At 48.2% G+C, this 17,906-nt stretch carries 17 protein-coding genes, 1 pseudogene and 1 riboswitch; of the genes and pseudogenes, 6 read left to right on the top strand and 12 right to left on the bottom strand.

The window, feature by feature from the left end:
- Positions 1 to 32 precede the first annotated feature (32 nt).
- Positions 33 to 179, top strand: coding sequence for a hypothetical protein (locus tag FN808_RS18820; RefSeq protein WP_185958202.1), 147 nt, complete (start codon positions 33 to 35; stop codon positions 177 to 179).
- A gap of 465 nt (positions 180 to 644) precedes the next feature.
- Here FN808_RS18820 and FN808_RS02155 read toward each other — a convergent pair whose 3' ends face one another.
- The 4 genes from FN808_RS02155 to FN808_RS02145 all read right to left on the bottom strand — a co-directional run bounded on the left by FN808_RS02155 (position 645) and on the right by FN808_RS02145 (position 2,531).
- The gene (locus tag FN808_RS02155; protein WP_142712910.1) at positions 645 to 1,205 is read right to left on the bottom strand and encodes a tetratricopeptide repeat protein; all 561 of its coding nucleotides are present in this window, start codon (positions 1,203 to 1,205) and stop codon (positions 645 to 647) included.
- Positions 1,206 to 1,319: 114 nt separating this feature from the next.
- Positions 1,320 to 1,496, bottom strand: a complete 177-nt coding sequence (locus FN808_RS18815; RefSeq protein ID WP_185958201.1) for a YegP family protein — start codon at positions 1,494 to 1,496, stop codon at positions 1,320 to 1,322.
- Positions 1,497 to 1,618: 122 nt separating this feature from the next.
- Positions 1,619 to 1,822, bottom strand: coding sequence for a hypothetical protein (locus FN808_RS02150; RefSeq protein WP_142712909.1), 204 nt, complete (start codon positions 1,820 to 1,822; stop codon positions 1,619 to 1,621).
- Positions 1,823 to 1,886: 64 nt separating this feature from the next.
- Positions 1,887 to 2,531, bottom strand: a complete 645-nt coding sequence (locus tag FN808_RS02145; RefSeq protein ID WP_142712908.1) for a 3-keto-disaccharide hydrolase — start codon at positions 2,529 to 2,531, stop codon at positions 1,887 to 1,889.
- A 514-nt stretch (positions 2,532 to 3,045) separates the two neighbouring features.
- Positions 3,046 to 3,258, top strand: a riboswitch (cobalamin riboswitch).
- Positions 3,259 to 3,400: 142 nt separating this feature from the next.
- Here FN808_RS02145 and FN808_RS02140 point away from each other — a divergent pair.
- The 3 genes from FN808_RS02140 to FN808_RS02130 all read left to right on the top strand — a co-directional run bounded on the left by FN808_RS02140 (position 3,401) and on the right by FN808_RS02130 (position 7,265).
- Complete coding sequence (locus FN808_RS02140) at positions 3,401 to 3,547, top strand: hypothetical protein (RefSeq protein WP_142712907.1); 147 nt, start codon at positions 3,401 to 3,403, stop codon at positions 3,545 to 3,547.
- Between the two features lie 233 nt (positions 3,548 to 3,780).
- Positions 3,781 to 4,767 carry a ribonucleotide-diphosphate reductase subunit beta gene (locus FN808_RS02135; RefSeq protein ID WP_142712906.1) on the top strand — a complete coding sequence of 329 codons (987 nt, stop codon included), beginning with the start codon at positions 3,781 to 3,783 and terminating at the stop codon, positions 4,765 to 4,767.
- A gap of 86 nt (positions 4,768 to 4,853) precedes the next feature.
- A complete protein-coding gene (locus FN808_RS02130; RefSeq protein WP_142712905.1) occupies positions 4,854 to 7,265 on the top strand; it encodes a ribonucleoside-diphosphate reductase subunit alpha in 2,412 nt (803 codons plus the stop codon).
- Positions 7,266 to 7,781: 516 nt separating this feature from the next.
- On the opposite strand, the gene FN808_RS02125 is transcribed toward FN808_RS02130, so the two are convergent.
- From FN808_RS02125 to FN808_RS02110, 4 genes are all read right to left on the bottom strand, one after another.
- Entirely contained in the window at positions 7,782 to 8,087 is a 306-nt protein-coding gene (locus FN808_RS02125; RefSeq protein ID WP_142712904.1) for a hypothetical protein, read from the bottom strand.
- Positions 8,088 to 8,202: 115 nt separating this feature from the next.
- Positions 8,203 to 9,093 carry a DUF1684 domain-containing protein gene (locus FN808_RS02120; protein ID WP_142712903.1) on the bottom strand — a complete coding sequence of 297 codons (891 nt, stop codon included), beginning with the start codon at positions 9,091 to 9,093 and terminating at the stop codon, positions 8,203 to 8,205.
- Between the two features lie 56 nt (positions 9,094 to 9,149).
- Positions 9,150 to 9,986 (bottom strand): universal stress protein, encoded by an 837-nt coding sequence (locus FN808_RS02115; protein WP_142712902.1) that lies wholly within the window; start codon positions 9,984 to 9,986, stop codon positions 9,150 to 9,152.
- A 174-nt stretch (positions 9,987 to 10,160) separates the two neighbouring features.
- The gene (locus FN808_RS02110) at positions 10,161 to 11,195 is read right to left on the bottom strand and encodes a glycosyltransferase family 2 protein (protein WP_142712901.1); all 1,035 of its coding nucleotides are present in this window, start codon (positions 11,193 to 11,195) and stop codon (positions 10,161 to 10,163) included.
- A 225-nt stretch (positions 11,196 to 11,420) separates the two neighbouring features.
- Between FN808_RS02110 and FN808_RS02105 the strand changes: the two genes are divergently transcribed.
- Complete coding sequence (locus FN808_RS02105) at positions 11,421 to 11,918, top strand: metallophosphoesterase family protein (RefSeq protein WP_142712900.1); 498 nt, start codon at positions 11,421 to 11,423, stop codon at positions 11,916 to 11,918.
- A gap of 19 nt (positions 11,919 to 11,937) precedes the next feature.
- Here FN808_RS02105 and FN808_RS02100 read toward each other — a convergent pair whose 3' ends face one another.
- The 3 genes from FN808_RS02100 to FN808_RS02090 form a co-directional block, all read right to left on the bottom strand.
- Positions 11,938 to 13,419, bottom strand: coding sequence for a phytoene desaturase family protein (locus tag FN808_RS02100; RefSeq protein ID WP_142712899.1), 1,482 nt, complete (start codon positions 13,417 to 13,419; stop codon positions 11,938 to 11,940).
- Positions 13,420 to 13,440: 21 nt separating this feature from the next.
- Positions 13,441 to 13,782 (bottom strand): SRPBCC family protein, encoded by a 342-nt coding sequence (locus tag FN808_RS02095; protein ID WP_221929879.1) that lies wholly within the window; start codon positions 13,780 to 13,782, stop codon positions 13,441 to 13,443.
- Positions 13,783 to 13,943: 161 nt separating this feature from the next.
- Positions 13,944 to 15,377 carry an SDR family oxidoreductase gene (locus tag FN808_RS02090; protein WP_142712898.1) on the bottom strand — a complete coding sequence of 478 codons (1,434 nt, stop codon included), beginning with the start codon at positions 15,375 to 15,377 and terminating at the stop codon, positions 13,944 to 13,946.
- A 332-nt stretch (positions 15,378 to 15,709) separates the two neighbouring features.
- On the opposite strand from FN808_RS02090, the gene FN808_RS02085 reads away from it, so the two are divergent.
- The gene (locus tag FN808_RS02085; RefSeq protein ID WP_142712897.1) at positions 15,710 to 16,852 is read left to right on the top strand and encodes a lactonase family protein; all 1,143 of its coding nucleotides are present in this window, start codon (positions 15,710 to 15,712) and stop codon (positions 16,850 to 16,852) included.
- 84 nt (positions 16,853 to 16,936) lie between these two features.
- Here FN808_RS02085 and rlmD read toward each other — a convergent pair.
- A pseudogene (gene rlmD, locus FN808_RS02080) lies at positions 16,937 to 17,692 on the bottom strand (23S rRNA (uracil(1939)-C(5))-methyltransferase RlmD); the annotation flags it as partial.
- Positions 17,693 to 17,906 lie beyond the last annotated feature (214 nt).

The following is a 17,906-nucleotide window of genomic DNA, read 5'->3' as shown; positions in this document are numbered from 1 at the left end:
GTTAAAGCCTTATAAACCGTAAAGAAAAGCTTATGGGTAAAAAGAAAAAATCGCCCCCCAAAAAAGAGATGTCTGAAGGCAAGGCAATAGCCATTTCGGTTTTGCTGTTTACAGCCGGTGCGGTTGGCATAGTTTATGCGATAAAGTTTTTAATTGACTATTTTTTCCCGGGGCTCTAAGGCTATGGATTAACTCCTGGAAAAGAAACGGGAGACCATTACAGTACTATTTTCGGGAACCAAAGTTAAGGAATATGTTCTGCTTTTTATTTGATGCCATAGCCAGAGGGCTAAGGACGGAGAGGCGTTGGCTGGAAGGTGCATCTGAATGCAGTCAACGCAGTTGTTAGGCTATGCAGATCTATACCGATTTACTGTTTTTGAAAAATAGAATGTCAAGGTACCCTCTTGATCCCAGCTAAAAGAGGGAAGGGAGAGAATTATTGGCATATGGGGTAATATGTTTAACATCAAGTGGTTATGATAAAGGCATAAAGCTATGTCTAAGCTATGGAATGACTGTACAGGCAGTGGAAGGTGGTATTTTATATCGGGGTTAAAAACAGGCGAAGGGAGGGAAAGGTCCAGCTGTGCTAACACTCTTGAAAGAGCAATTCAAGCTGTTGTTTGTGAAGAAGTCTGGCGTCATTCCATGAAATAGGAATCCAAAAGATCCTGTGCTTCCTCATGACCCAGCTCCCGGGCCCTGACAAAATCCTTTCTGGCCTGTTTCATCTGTTTTTCAATAAGATAGCTGCAGCCACGGTTAAAAAATGCATCTGCGAATTCAGGGTCCTGTTCTATTGCTTTGCTAAAGTGGAACACGGCCTGCTGGTGATCTTCATATTGATTGGCGGTTACAATCCCCAGCCCGTAATGAGCCAGTACATTGCCGTCATTGAGCTCAACCGCACGATTGAGGTGGGCTACCCCGGATTCAATATCATTATTATTTATATAGAAAGATCCCGCAATTTCCTGAAGCTCATCATCTTTCGGATTTTCTGACAAGGCAAACTCGATGCTTTCCCTGGCTTTGTCCGTTTCCCTTTCAGCGATTTGAATAAGCACTTTGTTTTTAAGGGCCCCCTTGTGGGTCGGTTCCCGGTTGAGCACCTGGTTGAATAAGCGCAGGGCCTGTTCATAATTACCGTTATTCAGGAAGAGCTGGCCACGCTCAAACATCTGGTCGGTACGTTGTCCCATCTTTCTGTTGTGTAGTGAGTCAAAGTAAGTTAATAGAGATGGTAAGCTGTCGTATAAAAATTAGGGCTGTCCAATTGATATTGAACAGCCCGGTCAATGCGGTGGTTCCTGCTTTTAGTAGGAGTTACTGCGGGTATAGCTGGTACAGTTACCTTTTTCTTTGCCGTCTTTTTTGCATTCCTCTTTATCCTCAAAGCCGCCATCGGAATAAGCCTGGATGTCACCGTTTTTGGCGGTTCTACGCCATCGCCATTCGCCTTTAACATCCTTGTAAATTTCACATCGTGGCATAAGTATTCTGCTTATCTTTTAGTAGTTAAAGTTATACCCCCATAACATAATCACTTTTTACCTAATTATGAAACAAGGACTTCTCTCGAACCGGCCTATATAACCCCTTTGGGCCGAATATGTTAATATTGGGGAAGGAGCTTAAAGTCATAATCAACATTTTCTTTGACCTCAAGACGGGGCAGATCCACTTGGGTATCATGCTCCTCGGCCTCCGTCAGCAGGGCCTGGTGAAATTCTTTTGAGACCAGCAATCGCTGGTATTCGGTCCCGTTTTCATAGATATAGTTGGTTATCGTATCGCGCAGGCGATCCATCTTTTCCATTATACTGCTTTGGCTTTCAATTGAAATTGTTTACTGTCACCGGGGTATGCTTGGCGGAATGATGTCAGTTCAGTGGTTTTACCCGAATATTCTTGTAGTACAATTTGCTTTCCGGGTCATGCCCCTGCAGGGCAAAAGTACCGCTGTCAAGCACGCGTCCCTCGCGGTCCACCTCTTCCGGTTCGGTGTATTCGATCATCGTTTCTCCATCCAATTTTATGGTGATGTCCCGATCTTCGACCTTGACATACATCGTAAACCACTCGCCGTCCCGGGCGGGAGCGTCGTTCATCACATCCTTGATAGCATAGAGACTGGCCGTTTTTCGCGGATCGTCGTGGGTGTTATTTACCTGCACTTCGTATCCTTTTTCCGGCCAGCCCTCTTCTTGGTATTCGGTGTGGAAATAGATTCCGGAGTTGGAACCTTCCGTTGTCATGACATCAGCTTTAAATTCAAAATTTTGAAAATCATGATCTTCAACGGGCCCCACATAGAAAAGGTGGGCACGCGGACCGTCAACAACGATTTTGCCATTCTCTACAGAAAAGGTTCCCGGATTTTCACTGGCTTTCCAGTTGTTCAGCGTCTGTCCGTCAAAAAGGGTAATCCATTCTTCTTCCATTTGCTGGGCCCAGACGTTGGTCATTCCACCCAGCAGCAGCCCGATAATTCCGGCGATCGCACATAATTTTTTGGTAGTAGTCATAATGAGGTGAATGAATGTTAAAATTGATGGATAAGGATCTTTTGAGAATAAATATGATTACATGCCTTACCATACGTATTTTATGTATGCCATTCAACAGTCGTTTCCCGGTGATCGGTTCCGGGACTGTAATGCGGGAGACCATGTGCTTTGTTTCCATGGTACACCCTTGGCGCTTATCATTATCACATTATGATCCTATAGATGCAGGTGATAGTAGTAGATTCATCCGTTGAATCCTTAAAACGCTAACATAATACCTCTGATGTCAGCTATCTGATTGTCTTATGCTCATCCGAGCGTTTGTTCTTTGTCCCTTTTATCTAATTCAGCGTCTCCTGCATGCTGCTCTGCTTTCTTCAGAACTTAAAATAGATTGTTGTGATAAATGCATGGCTCCCGGCCCAAGACCGGCGTTGAGGGGCACGCTATGAGGAAGGCATCCCTGAAATGTTGACAACTTGCCGGAAATGTGGAAAAGTATTGATTGACAATGAGCTGCTGAGCTATTTACTTGGAAGTAAGATTTAAAGGTGCCCCGATACGGTCGGGGTGAAAAGGGAATCCGGTGATTCTCCCGAACGATTGGGAGGAAAATCCGGAGCTGTTCCCGCAACTGTAAGCCGATGTATCTTTTGAATAACCACTGTCTCAGCCCCAAACGAGGCGGGAAGGTCAAAAGAGTCTGTCGGTTAGCCAGGAGACCTGCCTTTAAGTCGAGTAAACGAGGCCTTCGGGAGTTAAGGCGTTGTTGAAAGGCAGACAGGTTGTATTCTTTTATTAATTAGATAAGCATCTCTATTCCTGCCTTCTTCAATGTTTTAGTATTCCCTCCTCGAATAATTATAGCTAAAACAACCGACATATTTATGTTTACTCACAACCTTGGATATCCGCGGATAGGTATTAAAAGAGACCTTAAAAAAATTGTCGAATCCTACTGGAAAGGCGGGATCGATAAATCACAGTTGATGGCACCCCGGGAAGCCCTGAACATCCTAAACAGGACCAAATAGAAAGAAGCTGGTATTGGGCCGACGCCGTAACCGACGGTTCGCGCTGCGACCAGTGGCTCGAAACGATTTTCCCCCAGGAATTTTCGTAACTGCCGACGTCAAGAAGCGCGGTTGGGAAGGGCCCCTGCCATCCTGGATAATATAATGTAAGCGGCCCGCCTGATCCGGAAAAAGGATAAAATTTTAATATGTGAGGACGTACCATGATACGTCCCGACAAACCTTATTTATTTATGAACAACAAACTCATTGGACGTACTTCCGTACGTGATAATATTAAACTCAGTGAAGACCCCTCATATCCGATTTTTAAGGAGCTGTATGAAAAGCAGAAAAAAGCTGTCTGGTTCCCGGAAGAGCTGAATATTCAACAGGATGCATTAGACTATCACACGCTATCGGCGGATGAAAAAGATCTCTTTGATACTGCCGTCGGCTACTTTTGCTCATCGGAGTTGCTGGTGCAGAATGTACTGGTTAATTCCTTTTTTCCGTTGCTTACCGATCCCCATGCCAAGATGAGTTTCAGCACGCAGCTGTTTATGGAGAATATCCACAGCGATTTCTTCGAGATTGTACTGCAATCGTTCGGCATGGACCGTGAGAAGATGTACGACGTAGCCTTTGACGATCCCATCCTGCGGAAGAAACAGTCGCTCATCGTGGATGAAATCGATAAGATTAGCTACGGGCAGATTGATCCCAATACGCTCGAGGGACAGAAGCAGATCCTGCGGGCTATCCTGCTTAACAATATTATCCTGGAGGGTATTTTTTTCTACTCCTCCTTTGCGCACTTTTTTGCCCTCAAGGATATGGCCAAGATGAAGAACGTGGTTTCTGGTGTAGAGCTGGTACTGATTGATGAATCGCTGCACCTGCAGAACGGCATTGAAGCGATCCTCATCATGCTGGATGAGAACCCGGAGATTGTAGAGGATCAGCAGTACGTGCAGGACATCCGGGATGTCATTCTGGAAGGTACGTCCCTCGAAATCGAATATGTAAAGCATAAATTCGGAAACCGTACGATCCTCGGCATTTCATACGGCGAGCTGGAGCGCTACCTGAAGTACATCACCGACCGAAGGTTGCAGGAACTGGGTTTTCAGCAGGAATTCCATATTAATGAAAATCCGCTGCGGTTTCTGCAGAAAGAAGACGTCAAGAAGCTGATCAACTTTTTCGAAGTATCCTCCACCGAATACACCAATTACTAATACGACGCGGATGCTATTCGCTAGGGAGGCGGCATAACGCGCAGCCATGTTCTACAAGCAGCCACTATAAAATTAACCCAACTACTATGAAACGAACAGTTATAAAACGAGACGGCACCGAAGAACCTTTCCGTACGCAACAAATTATCAACGCTATTTTTGAGATCATCCAGGGACTGGAAGTGGAGGATGACTACGAAGTCGTCTTCCTGATTATGAAAGAGCTGGAACTGAAGGTCCCGGAGCGGGTTACTACCGAAGAACTTGACCGGCTGGTCCTCAAAGCTATTGAGCAGCTTATACCCAAACACCCGGTGTACGATACGCTGGCCACCCGTCAGCTGTTGAAGCTTATCAACAAGGGCATCGACCGGCGCCTGGATGATTTTCATGATTTCCTTGAACAGGCTTTTGAACAGGAATTGCTGGATAAACGACTGAAAGAATTTGACTTGGATTTACTGGCCGATTCACTCAACTTTGAGCGCGACGGGCTGCTGGGCTACTTTGGTCTAACGACCCTCAACGACCGCTACTTGATGAAGAATCGTGACCAGCAGGTAATCGAAAAGCCGCAGTGGTTCTTTATGCGGGTAGCCATGGGGATCGGTAATTCCAATGAAGAGATTGTTAAAATTTACAACAAGCTTTCTAAGCTGGAATATCTGCATTCCACGCCCACACTATTTAACTCGGGCACGGTCACCTCGCAGTATTCTTCCTGCTACGTGAGCGTGGTCGACGACTCACTGGATTCCATCATGGATAAGGCCCGCGAAACAGCTTTCCTGGCGAAGTATGCAGGGGGTGTCGGGACGGATGTCACTCGCATCCGGGCGACAGGTTCCAATATTGAATCCCTGAATGCTCCGTCTTCGGGGGCTATACCGTTCATCAAGATCTTCGATACGCTGGTGAATTCGATCCAGCAGGGGGGACGTCGCCGCAGTTCACAGGTGATCTCCATGCAGCCCTGGCACCTTGATATCGACGGCTTCATGGACCTGCGCGAGACGACGGGCAATGCCTATTTCCGAACCCCTTCACTCAACACCAAGCTCTGGATGCCTGATGAGATGATGCACCGGATCAAGGAGGGGGAACCCATTTATCTTTTTGATCCCAGAGTCTGTGGAGAATTGGTAGATGCAACAGGCGAGGATTTTAAGCAAAAGTATGAGAAGCGTATTAAGCAGGCCGAAGCGGGTGAGCTGGAGCAGTTCAAGAAGCTGGACAGTCAGAACTTCTTTAAGAAATACCTGTTTAAGCTGGCAAAGACCGGTCACCCGTGGCTGATCTTCAAAGATGAACACAACCGGCATAATCCCTGTCCGCAGTACAGTGTTATCAACAGCTCAAATCTGTGCACGGAGATTTCCATTCCCAACCGACCGGACTCCACGGCTGTCTGTACACTGGCGTCAGTGAATCTGTCGAAACATGTTAATGAAGCACAGGACGACATCGACTGGGACAAGCTCGAAGATACGCTTGAAGTGATGGTTTGCGGGCTCGATAACATCCTGGATAAGAATTTCTATCCCTCCGAGGCGGCCCGACGAAACACCATGGATCTGCGTCCGCTGGGTATCGGAATGATGGGCTTTGCCGAGGCACTCATCGACCTGGAGATCGCCTACGACTCCAAGGAAGCGGTCATCCTGGCGCGTAAACTGGGCTTCTTTATGCGTGAAGTGGCCTACCGTACTTCCGAAGAGCTGGCCGAAGAACGGGGGGCCTTCCAACACTACCAGGAGATGGAAGAACGGGGCAGTCCCTACAGCTACCCGCCGCGGCGCAACGCCGTATTGCTGGCCATTGCCCCAACAGCGTCGATCTCTATTATTACCGGCACAACTTCATCCATCGACAGTTATTTCAGTAATCTTTATTCGCGGGATACCCTTTCCGGAAAGCACATCGTCATCAATCGTCAGCTGATTCAAGACCTGGAAGAGCAGGGGAAGTGGAGTGATGAGATGGCCGATACTATCAAAGCCAATAACGGCTCGGTACAGCGTATTGATGAACTTGATGGCATCATCAATAAGGAGTTGTATAAGACGGCTTATGAGATCCATCCCAAGCGACAGATCGATATTGCCGCCGCCTTCCAGGAATCCATCGACCAGGCGGTTTCGAAGTCGCTGTACATCGATGAGCAACTGCGCAATGACATGGAGGAGATCTATCTGTATGCGTGGGAGAAGAAGCTGAAATCCACCTATTACTGCTTCATCGATAAAGTAGTGAAAGGGGAGAAGTACACCCAAAAGGTCAACAAACGCGGATCGCGTAAAGGGTTCGGAGCTCCCGGATCATCTGGTAGTAACGTAACCCCAAAGAAGACAGATCCGGTAGAAGAGGGTAAAGCGGAACTGGAAGCAAAGGCGCGTGAAAAGTTTGGTGATGACGTTGTCGACCAGGCCCTGGAAGCCGATGCCGATTCCTGTCCCACGGACCCCATGCTGCGCAGAATTTGTCCGGCCTGTGAATAGCGGGCCTCATCAACTACCTAAGCAGAACAACAATAGACAGGGTGGTAATTGTCCCTCGCTATTGTTGTTCCTGTAGCCCGCATCGCCGCTCAGCAGCGGTGCGGTTTTTATTATTGTTTTATAAAAACTAAGCAAGCGGTTTACTTATTATTTACAGCAGTTCTACGGAATTTATCGGGTCAAATGGATAATGCATCCTCTGGTTATAACTCTCCGGGAAGTGACAACTCTCCAGCTCTTGAAATTTCTGTCAGACGAGGAGAGGTCCGTTAGCCCTCATCAGCGGAAGAGACCGATCATATCGCCGCGGATTAAATTTACGAATTTATTCCAGCCCATATCGCTGGTTCCGAGGCTTAGGTAAGATAGGCCGCAGTAGAAGCGCTTAGCACTATAATTGTATTAAAAAGGACAAATCCTGAAAAGGACGAAGGCACTTTGCTTTTTTTAAAAAAAGGGCCTGTCGTTTTAACAGGCCCCCGATGATGCAGAAAAAAATTAATAAGTTGTATCACATTATCCCCTGATAAGCCATGCACCTGGTGGCACATTGCGGGAGAGGGTGTAACAGTCACCGGGCGGAGGCTGTTGTCCGGGTGGCGTATTGGGATACCAAATCCTGCAGCTTCCGGGAGGAGGCATATGGCCCGGGGGGATCCGCCCGGTTTCTCGTTCGTAATAGGGTCTGCGCTCGTGTTTTTCAATGGTAACGCCTCCTCTTTCACCTTCAAGAATAAGGCGCCCGTGTGAACATCCTGAAAAAAGCACTGCTGCGGTTAAAACGACCATTACTGTCAAAAGGGTAAGGGTTTGATCAGTCATACTACGTTGTTCTGATTGCGGTTCACTCCAATAAGAACAGCAGGGCTTCACTTTTAAATAGCATGTTTGTGCGATGCGGGTCTGCCAGCCGGTTGTGATGACGACCAATGGTGATTTAGTTCTGTAGATTGACCATTTTTTCACCGGCTTGTATAGGGATGGGGAGTCGATTTCGGACGGGAGGCAGGGGACAGGTGGCAAAAGAGGTGAACACGCAGGGCGGGTTATAGGCCTTATTGAAATCGATGTAGGTACTACCCTCAGCATCAGGAGGTGCTATATAGAGGTATCGTCCACCGCCGTAGGTTGTTTTGCCATTGGTTTTGTCTCCCAGGATGATAAATAGTTGGTTATCTGTCCGGGGGTTCCCCAGCGGGGCCAGGCGGAATGGTTTGCCGTTGAGGGTAAAGTTCAGCATCCCGTAAAGAGAGTCCTGATATACATTCCCAAGCACATCCGGAATAGAGAGCGTCCGGGGTTCTTCAAAGAATTGGAACCTTGCTTTTACTCGCCAATCCCGGGAGATTGGGAAGTGGTCAATGCCGTTAAAAAACCTGAAAGCGGGATGATTCCTGTTTTTGAGGCGCAGATAATAGTCGCCGCGACGCTCAATGACATACCAGAAAAAAGAGTCTTGGGCAAGAACAGTGGGACGGCCCGGATTATCTGTCAGGAGGGTTTTTTCGGTGACTTTTTCTCCATTCCAGGTCACGCTGGTCTCGGGGCCGGACCGGAAGGTAAAGACCGTATCGTTACGGGTGATGGTGCCAATATGCCGGGCAGCCTCCGGCGGGAAAACAATATCATGGGATGAATCGGCTCCGATGGTATGCCGGCCAGCGGCTATTTTATACAATCCTGCCAGGCTCAGCCAGCTGTCTTCCTGACGGAGCGACTCTGCTCTCCGGGCATGCCACTGTTCGATACGCTGGCGATATTCAGCCCGGGACGGGGGCTTTTTTTCGGATGAACTGCAGGAAACAAGGTCTCCCGCCAGAAGAAGCATTATGACGATGATCTTGCAATTCAATGGCTGAGCATTTTAATGCCTTTTAATACTTATTACAACGATTCTGGAATATATACCAGCATCGGTACGTGCGTATGATAGGTAAGTTCCTGAGTATTGTTGGCCCACAGAAGGGTTCTGAGGAAAACCTTTTTGTAGCGAATAAGTATGATTAATGAAATAGGATATTCCTCCAGGAAATTCGAGACACCTTTTGAAAATCGCTCAGCTTCGATATGGTGGAAGAACATGGAATCGTAGGCAATCTTTTCGGTTACCAGATCCTTGAATCCGCGGAACCGGAGATCAACATCCAGGTCTTTTTTTTCGGATACATGCAGAACATGGACTTCAGCATCTAAAGCCCGGGCCAGAGTTACAGTAGCTTGCAGCGCTTCCATATCTTTGGAACGGAAATCCGTGGCAAACAGAAAGCGGTCGAGATAAGGTTCCTTGCTGTTGACGGGCACCGTCATAACCGGGACCTGGGTATCCAGAATGACATCTGAAGTGACGTCACCATACAGGATCCGCTTCAGGCTCGATTCTCCTTTGGTGCCCATGATTAAAAGATCAGCCCTGACCTCTTCCGCTTTTTGATTGATAACTCCATAGGGTTCGCCCCGGGCGATATGGGTCTCAATTTGAATATCTATCTCTTCATCAGCCCGTGCATCAGACACCAGCGTTTCAAAGCGACCTTCTGCTTGTTCCACAAGTGCTTCAACCGTTTCTTCGACACGTGTGGCAAAATCAAAGGGTTCCTCAATGACATGAAGCAGGTGCAGGGTTGCGCCGGTCCGTGCAGCTACTTTCAGGGCATAGGTATAGGCCTGGGCCGCATCTTCCGTAAAATCCGTTGGGAATAGTATTGTTTTCAATTCTTTCATATTAATAAAAACGATTTCATGACAACTCTATAAACCTAGGTGTTCACCAGGATTAAATAAAATCAGAATAAACTTTTTTAAAATCTATTGCTACTAATGGCAAGGCCCCGAAAGAATTGAGTGGTAGTCTCGATTTCAGATAATGCTGTCCACTTCTCCGTTGGACCGGGTTGGTCACTGGCCCGGGCCAGATGAGAAAATCGCCTCATACGTTTGTTTTCCTTTCCCAAAATATTCCAGGACGATATTCACTGGCAGCAGGGTAGGGGGATCCTCCTCAACCGCCCGCTGCTGTTGGAGCAAAGCTCTTTTTTGATGCGTGTCCGGGAAGGATTGCCAGAAATGGTAATGGGCACGGCCTATGGCCCTGCATTCTGCCCAGTGACCGCCAACCAACGAGCGCATGCCCGCAATGATATCGAGGCCGTAGCGTACCCAAAACCGCCGGGTTAGGCTTTGACTGCTGCAATTTTTCCAAAGCATCATCAGGTTGTTTCGATAGTTGTAATAGACCTTGCGCGGTGAACCCATAGGCAGCGACCCGCCCCCGAGATGGTAAATCAGGCTTTCGGGGCAGTATCGAACTTCATAGCCTGCATTCCAAAGACGCCAGCACAGATCAATCTCCTCCATATGGAATTCAAAATCTTCATCAAATCCCCCTAAATCCTCAAACAGCTTTTTGCGCACAGCCAGTGCGGCCCCGCTTGCCCACAGGATCGGTTGCGAATCGTCATACTGGCCATGGTCTTTCTCCACAGTATCAAAAATACGTCCCCGGCAAAAGGGATAGCCGTAGCGGTCGAGAAAACCACCGGCTGCACCGGCGTATTCAAAATACTCCGGATTCTCGTCAGCCCTGAACTTGGGTTGGACAGCCGCTGTCTTTGAATTCGAAAAGCACTTGGCAAGAGCCTGAAGCCATTCAGGATCCACGCGCACATCATTGTTCAGGAAAAGCAGTATCTCTCCGCTGGCATGCGGGACCGCACGGTTGTTGCCGCCGCAATAGCCATAATTATCATCGTGTTCTACAATCCTGACCCCCGGGTATTTATCTGCAACCCATGCTTTTGAGCCATCGTTGGAAGCATTGTCGGCCAGGATCACCTCAAAGTTGCTGTATTCGGTAGCCATAACACTTGGAAGGTACTTTTTAAGGTGTGAGAGGGCATTCCAAGAAACGATGATAATACTGAAAAAGGGCATATTTAAAATAAAGTAGAAGATCTCAATTAACAGAAACGTTATACCATCCGCCAAAAAATTTGTTCTAAAATAATAAAAACATCCCAGATATCACGAATGAGAGAGTACTCCTTTGAATGAAAATCAATCAAAAAACCAGAACTGTTTATTAAATCTAACTGTTAGTAGAGAGCAAAGAATTTTGTACTTTAAGAATCTTTGAGATCAGTAAAATGGAGATTTAAGATGATAAAGGTTGGTTTAATTTCGGATACCCATGGTTATCTCGATCCGGAGGTGGCCGAACATTTTGCGGACCGCGATGAGATATGGCATGCCGGTGACTTCGGGACTCTTGCCGTTGCTGATGAACTCAAAGCCATGGCCCCGCTGATAGGTGTGTACGGGAATATTGACGGCCGGGACATTCGCCAGGAATACCCCCTTCATCAACGGTTTAACCGGCAGGGTATCGATATTTGGATGACGCATATTGGTGGGGTGCTGGGGCGTTATTGTTTGCCTATCCGGGAGGAGATGGAGAAAGATCCCCCGGATGTTTTTATATGTGGCCATTCTCATATTCTCAAAATCGGACGCGATCAGGAAAAGAATAAAATGCTGTTTATCAACCCCGGGGCCGCGGGGCGGTATGGGGTTCAGGTATACCGGACCTGTGTGCGGTTTACCATTGAAGATGGTAAGATTCATGAAATGGAAGTGATCAACCTGGGAGAAAAATAGTCCCCAACCATCATTCAATCTACGACCTTTCGTATCGTCCGATCAGCTCTGCGGCATGGAAAGCGGACAGAACAACCAGGGGGATCCCGCCGCCCGGATGTGTGCTTCCGCCCACCAGGTAAAGTCCTTCCACCGAGCGCGATTTGTTACGGGGGCGAAGGAAGGCCGAAAACCTGCTGTTTGATGATGTACCGTAGATACTGCCCTTGTTGCTGCGATATTTCCGGTAAAAGTCTGACGGGGTAATCGTTTTTGAATAGCAGATATGGTCCTTCAGTTTTTCCAGTCCCCGCCGTTCCAGCTCGCGGATAACAAGATTGCTGTATTGCTCAGCCTGAGCAGCTTCCCAGGGGGTCTTCCTGTTCAGGTATGGCGCATTTACCAGCACAAAAAGATTCGATCCGTTCTGTGGGGCATGACCGGGGTCCGAATGGGAGGTATTGGCGACATAGATGGTGGGATCTTCCGGCATTTGCTGCTGTTTGAAAATCTGCTCAAACTCTCGTTCGTAATTCTCTGAAAAAAAGATATTATGGTGTACCAGCTGCGGATATGTCTTATTAATGCCGAGCAAGAGTACAAACCCGGAACAGGAGGGCTCAAGGCTGGTTAGTTTTTTCTTCTTCCCCAACGGGAGGTCAGAGGAATCCAGTATGTTGAGGTACGTTTCGTGGGCATCTGCATTGGAAACAACAATATCTGCCGGATGCAACTGGCCATCCCGTCTCTCTACACCAACGGCGCGGCCATGCTCTGTCACAATCCGCCGGATCTCTTTGCCCGTTGTCAGGGTTACGCCCAGCGTACCGGCCAGACTTACGAGGGCTTTGATGAGCCGGTAAATCCCTCCCGGGATGTAATAGCCCCCCAGGCTGAGCTCCACATGCGGGATTACATTTAAGGTTGCCGGCGCCTGATAGGGGGAGGAGCCGTTGTAGGTTGCAAAGCGCTTGAAAAACTTCCTTAGTTCCGGCGATTCAAAATACCGGTCGACCCGTTGGTCTACCGTTTTAAAGGCATCAATTTTAAGAAAATCTGAAAACTTCAGCGATTTTATATCGGAGAAGCCATAAAGCGGGTTAAATAGAAAGGCCTCCTTCGTTCGATGGTAAAGTTTTCGGGAATATTCCATGAACCTCCGGTAGGCTGAGAGATCTTCGGGAGCGAAGGTCTGAATCTGAGCTGTGTTTAAGCAGGCATCCTGGTAACAGTCAAAGCGGTTCCCGTTTTTGTAGAAATAGCGGCAGATGGGGCTAAGTGGTTTTATGGCAAGATAGTCTTCAAGGTCAGCCCCGCATCGCTCAAAAAGGGATTCAAGCACAAAAGGCATGGTTAGCAGAGAGGGACCGGTATCAAAGCGGTATCCACTGGCTTGTATTTCATTTATTTTACCCCCGGGCTGGTCATTTTTTTCCAACACGGTTACCTGATGTCCTGCATAAGCCAACAAACAGGAGGTCGCCAAGCCGCCCAGTCCTGCACCAATTACAATAACTTTCATAGGCAACGGATAGAATGAGGTTTATGACGGCAGGCCCGGTTTGGTACGGGCAGCCCGGTGTTGAGAGGTAAACTGCTGTGTGAGCGCCTGCCTGCGGTAATCAAAAATCTGCTGTAATTTTTTCCGAATAACCAGTTTGTTAGTCAAAGCTCCCAACAGTCCGAAGGGTGGCTGATAAGTAACAATATCCGTCATTTTTACTCCGTTCGCCACCTTTTCTATATGGTGTTCATGATGCCACATTCTGTAGGGACCGATACGCTGTTCATCTACGAAAAATTTTTTATCCTTGATGTGCGTGATTTCGGTAACCCAGGCAGTCTTGATGCCCAGCAGGGGGCGTACCTCATAACTGATGATCATTCCTTCATACATCTCTCTTGGCTATGGACCACTGGTTATTTGAAATCCCATATAATCGGGGGTAATTATCTGCAGATTGTCTGGTAAAGAGATGAAATCCCAGACGGCATCGATCTCAGCGTGTAGTAGCTGTGTGCGTACGAGCTGGTAAAAAGCCATAGTCAGTGGGTTGGAGCGGGGTTGGCTATTTTGTGAATCATTCCTTTGAAGATGAACAGATGGATGGGAAGGAGCATATACCAGTAAAGACGTCCCCAGACCCCCAGTGGACGAAAGGTGGCAGTCTGGTAGAGGGTACCGTCGGCTATTTTAAACTCAAGCCAGGCCTCGCCGGGCACTTTCATCTCGGCGTAGAGCAGCAGCCGCTTTTCACTTCTGCTGGCATAGATTACCCGCCAGAAATCAAGCGCATCGCCGACGGTCAGCTCTGTACTGCTCCTGCGTCCCCTCCGCAATCCGACGCCCCCAACTATTTTATCCAGGAATCCACGGAGGGCCCAGAGACGGTGGCCGTAGTACCAGCCATTTTTTCCTCCTATCGACCAGATGCGGTCAAGCACCCGTTGCTCATCATCAATCGGCTGCTGTTTTTTATCTTTAAAACAACCGTGGGAGGGTACTTCAATAAGATTTGAGATCCCTTCTTTAAGCACCTCGCTGGAAAGTGCATCCGTCCAGCTCGACAATACCTCCTGCTGTTCTATTTTGTCGAAGGCCAGCCGAATGGCATCCTTGTACGAGATTAGTGTTATATCGAGCAGTTCATTCAGTTTGTTCTCGCTGGCTATTACTTCTACTTTCATACTGTTGACCAAATTGACGGCCAGCCGGTAGGAGGTGGAAGTGACAAAATAAAGCCAGTAGGAGGAGAGGCGGGGTGTCATGACGGGTACGCTGATGATGGTGCGTTTCAGTTTTCGAACCTCGGCAAATTGAAGCAACATCTGCTTGTAGGTCAGAATCTCAGGACCCCCGATGTCGAAGCTTTGATCAAAGGTTTCTGAATGCATGAGTACGCCCCTGAGGAAAGTAATCACATTGCGAATCGCGATAGGCTGGGTGCGTGTGTTGAGCCACCTGGGGGCAATCATGATGGGCAGTTTCTCAACCAGGTCGCGAATGATCTCAAAGGAGGCACTGCCCGAGCCGACGATAATGCCCGCACGAAGGGTGGTGAGGTGGAACGTACCTGATGCGAGAATCTGCTCCACCTTTTTGCGCGAACGCAGGTGTTTGGAAAGGTTTGCACTGTTGATGATTCCACTCAGGTAGATAACCTGCTTAACCTCAGTGTGTTCCAGCCGGGATACAAAATTCTGTGCCGATTGCTGTTCAAGCGACTCAAAATCATCATTCTGGGACGACATGGAGTGAACAAGGTAGTAGGCCACATCGATCTTTACCGGAATGGCTTCAAGGGTAGACTGGTCCAGCAGGTCAACTTCAATTACCTCCAGCTGTTCATCAGGGTATTTAGAGCTGTCAAACCGCTGTTTATCGCGGGTGCAGCAGATGACACGGTGTCCATCTTCAATAAGCACGGGAAGAAGCCGCTGTCCGATATATCCGGTTGCGCCGGTGAGCAGAATATTCATAGGGGTATACTCATCTAAATTGTTCAGTCATTAACCCTTTCGGTCGGTTACCCTGTAGTATCATAAATCAAGGGGATGAATAGGCAGATTGTGATTTCTCCCGGTCCGCAGCCAGCATGATCCGCCTGTGCCCCTTTGTGAGAGAAAATAATCTAACGACTATCTCCCGTCTCTTCGTTCCTAAACACATCAATACCAGAGTAGAGGTTTTACAGCCGCCGCCAGATTAGGATTCATGCGACACTTTGTAGATTTTGGTACCAATTGTGATGATAATGTGTATTTTAATCATCAAACGGCAATAGTAACAGTTATAAATGGGTAGTCGGTTCATGAAACGAACAGCAGGTCTTTTAGGCGTTGTAATATGTGTGTTCTTATCACCAGCCTCCCTTTCGGGACAGTCTGCAAGTGATTTTTATCTTTTTGTTGGAACCTACACTTCAGCTGAGAGTGAAGGCATCTATGTGTATAATTTTGATGCGGAGACAGGAGAATTTCGTTATGTCAGTGAGGAGGCCGGGGTTGAAAATCCTTCCTATTTGGCTGTTTCACCTGATCAAAGCTACTTGTATGCGGTTAATGAAACCGCCGGCGAGGAAGGCGGTTCGGTAAGTTCATTTTCCTTTGACAAGCAGAAAGGGGAGCTTACTTTTCTAAATAGGCAGTCGAGCCGGGGAGACCATCCCTGCTATGTATCGGTGGATGACACGGGACAGTGGGTTTTTGCCGGTAATTATACCGGAGGGTCGCTGGCAATGCTGCCTGTGAACAGTGATGGCAGCCTGCAGAAAGCGGAAGCCTATTTTGAACACAGGGGAAGCAGTGTCATTGAAAACCGGCAGCAGAGTTCGCACGTTCATTGTACCTACGTAGCTCCAGATAATAGACACCTTCTGGTGGCTGATTTGGGCACTGATGAAGTGAGAAGCTACAAGTTTAACGCCGATGAGGGGGAATTGCGTCCGGAGCCCGCGGCTACTTACCGTGCGGAACCCGGATCGGGGCCGCGACATATCACATTCCATCCCAGCGGGCAGTATGCTTATCTGATCAATGAACTAGGGGGAACTGTTGAAGTCTTCAGCTATGAAGAGGGAGAACTGAAAAGGGTCCAGCAGGTATCAACGCTTCCCGAGGGGTACGAAGGTCCTGTCACGGGAGCGGATATTCACTTGTCTCCTGATGGACGATTTCTGTATGCGTCCAACAGGGAAGATTTGAATGACCTTGTAATCTATGCTGTGGATCCATCCAGCGGTCAGCTTTCGCAGGTGGGAAGGCACGAATCCGGCGGGGTGCATCCCAGGAACTTTATGATTGATCCCACCGGCCGATACCTGCTGGTGGCCAATCGAAATACCGATAATATTGTTGTCTTTAAGCGCGACAAAAAGACCGGGATGCTTTCGGAAACCGGTACAGAACTGCAGGTCTCTATGCCGGTGTGCCTGAAAATGATCCCGGCAAAATAATAAACTATGGCTCTTGCAGTCTGAAGGGGCATCATTGCAAAATGATCGGACCGCAGACTGGTGGCTTCAACAGGATTGTGCTAATTATTTCAGGCGCAGCCGTGCCACTGTTTCTATATGGTACGTCTGCGGAAACATGTCTACGGGCTGAATCTCCTCTATGCAGTATACTTCATTTAGCTTTTTCAGGTCCCGGGCCATCGTCGCACTGTTACAGCTGACGTAAACCATTTTGGGTACTTTCAGTTTATTTAGCTGGTCTACGACATCCGGGTGCATACCCGCTCTGGGAGGATCGGTAATAAGACAGTCGGGCATACCGTGCCGGCTGACGACCTCTTCTTTGAAAACCTCCTGGATATCTCCCTGCAGGAAATCCACATTTTTAACCCCGTTTTTTTTCGCATTCTGCCGGGCATTTCCAATGGCTACTTCCGATAACTCGATACCCAGTACATTACTCGCTTTATCACTTAGAAACAGCGTCAGCGTACCGACCCCGCAGTAAAGATCATAGAGCGTATCACCGGCCTGGATTTCAGCATATCGCCGAGCGACGTCATACAGGCGTTCTGCCTGCCGCGTGTTTGTCTGGAAAAATGCATTGGCGCCTATTTCGAATTCATAGGGCCCGATATGGTCGGTAATGTAGCCGGGACCATGAAGAATATGTTCATACCGGCCAACCGCTGTCGGAGTCGGGCGGTCGTTGATGTTATTGATGACCGTGGTTATGGCAGGGAATGCTTCCAGAAGGGCATCAGACAGTTCCCGCACCAGTTCCGGCCGGTCTTCGCTGGTTACTAAGTTAACCATCAGGTCGGGAGTATATTCAGAACTTCGAACAACGACATCCTATGTTTAATGCACTTCGTATTGACTGGTATTATTGATGAGCAGACATTCCTACAAACCGAAGGTTGGTGGCAGGCAGGGAACCAGTCAGACGACATTGAGCCATAGAACTCGAGCGCAATGATTGCCCTGCCCATTTGCCACCGCCGTGTAACCACGAACAGTTCAGTAGGCTTCGAGCCAGTATGCAGGATGGATT

Origin of the sequence: Fodinibius sediminis, from assembly GCF_900182555.1 — a bacterium.
Classification (GTDB): Bacteria; Bacteroidota; Rhodothermia; order Balneolales; family Balneolaceae; genus Fodinibius; species Fodinibius sediminis.
The sequence above is the reverse complement of the archived record's forward strand: the minus strand, read 5'-3'. Positions and strand labels throughout refer to the sequence as shown.

Coding starts and splice junctions, on each gene's coding strand:
- FN808_RS18820 (WP_185958202.1), top strand. CDS start 33: ATGGGTAAAAAGAAAAAATCGCCCCCCAAAAAAGAGATGTCTGAAGGC.
- FN808_RS02155 (WP_142712910.1), bottom strand. CDS start 1,205: ATGGGACAACGTACCGACCAGATGTTTGAGCGTGGCCAGCTCTTCCTG.
- FN808_RS18815 (WP_185958201.1), bottom strand. CDS start 1,496: ATGCCACGATGTGAAATTTACAAGGATGTTAAAGGCGAATGGCGATGG.
- FN808_RS02150 (WP_142712909.1), bottom strand. CDS start 1,822: ATGGAAAAGATGGATCGCCTGCGCGATACGATAACCAACTATATCTAT.
- FN808_RS02145 (WP_142712908.1), bottom strand. CDS start 2,531: ATGACTACTACCAAAAAATTATGTGCGATCGCCGGAATTATCGGGCTG.
- FN808_RS02140 (WP_142712907.1), top strand. CDS start 3,401: ATGTTTACTCACAACCTTGGATATCCGCGGATAGGTATTAAAAGAGAC.
- FN808_RS02135 (WP_142712906.1), top strand. CDS start 3,781: ATGAACAACAAACTCATTGGACGTACTTCCGTACGTGATAATATTAAA.
- FN808_RS02130 (WP_142712905.1), top strand. CDS start 4,854: ATGAAACGAACAGTTATAAAACGAGACGGCACCGAAGAACCTTTCCGT.
- FN808_RS02125 (WP_142712904.1), bottom strand. CDS start 8,087: ATGACTGATCAAACCCTTACCCTTTTGACAGTAATGGTCGTTTTAACC.
- FN808_RS02120 (WP_142712903.1), bottom strand. CDS start 9,093: ATGCTTCTTCTGGCGGGAGACCTTGTTTCCTGCAGTTCATCCGAAAAA.
- FN808_RS02115 (WP_142712902.1), bottom strand. CDS start 9,986: ATGAAAGAATTGAAAACAATACTATTCCCAACGGATTTTACGGAAGAT.
- FN808_RS02110 (WP_142712901.1), bottom strand. CDS start 11,195: ATGCCCTTTTTCAGTATTATCATCGTTTCTTGGAATGCCCTCTCACAC.
- FN808_RS02105 (WP_142712900.1), top strand. CDS start 11,421: ATGATAAAGGTTGGTTTAATTTCGGATACCCATGGTTATCTCGATCCG.
- FN808_RS02100 (WP_142712899.1), bottom strand. CDS start 13,419: ATGAAAGTTATTGTAATTGGTGCAGGACTGGGCGGCTTGGCGACCTCC.
- FN808_RS02095 (WP_221929879.1), bottom strand. CDS start 13,782: ATGATCATCAGTTATGAGGTACGCCCCCTGCTGGGCATCAAGACTGCC.
- FN808_RS02090 (WP_142712898.1), bottom strand. CDS start 15,377: ATGAATATTCTGCTCACCGGCGCAACCGGATATATCGGACAGCGGCTT.
- FN808_RS02085 (WP_142712897.1), top strand. CDS start 15,710: ATGAAACGAACAGCAGGTCTTTTAGGCGTTGTAATATGTGTGTTCTTA.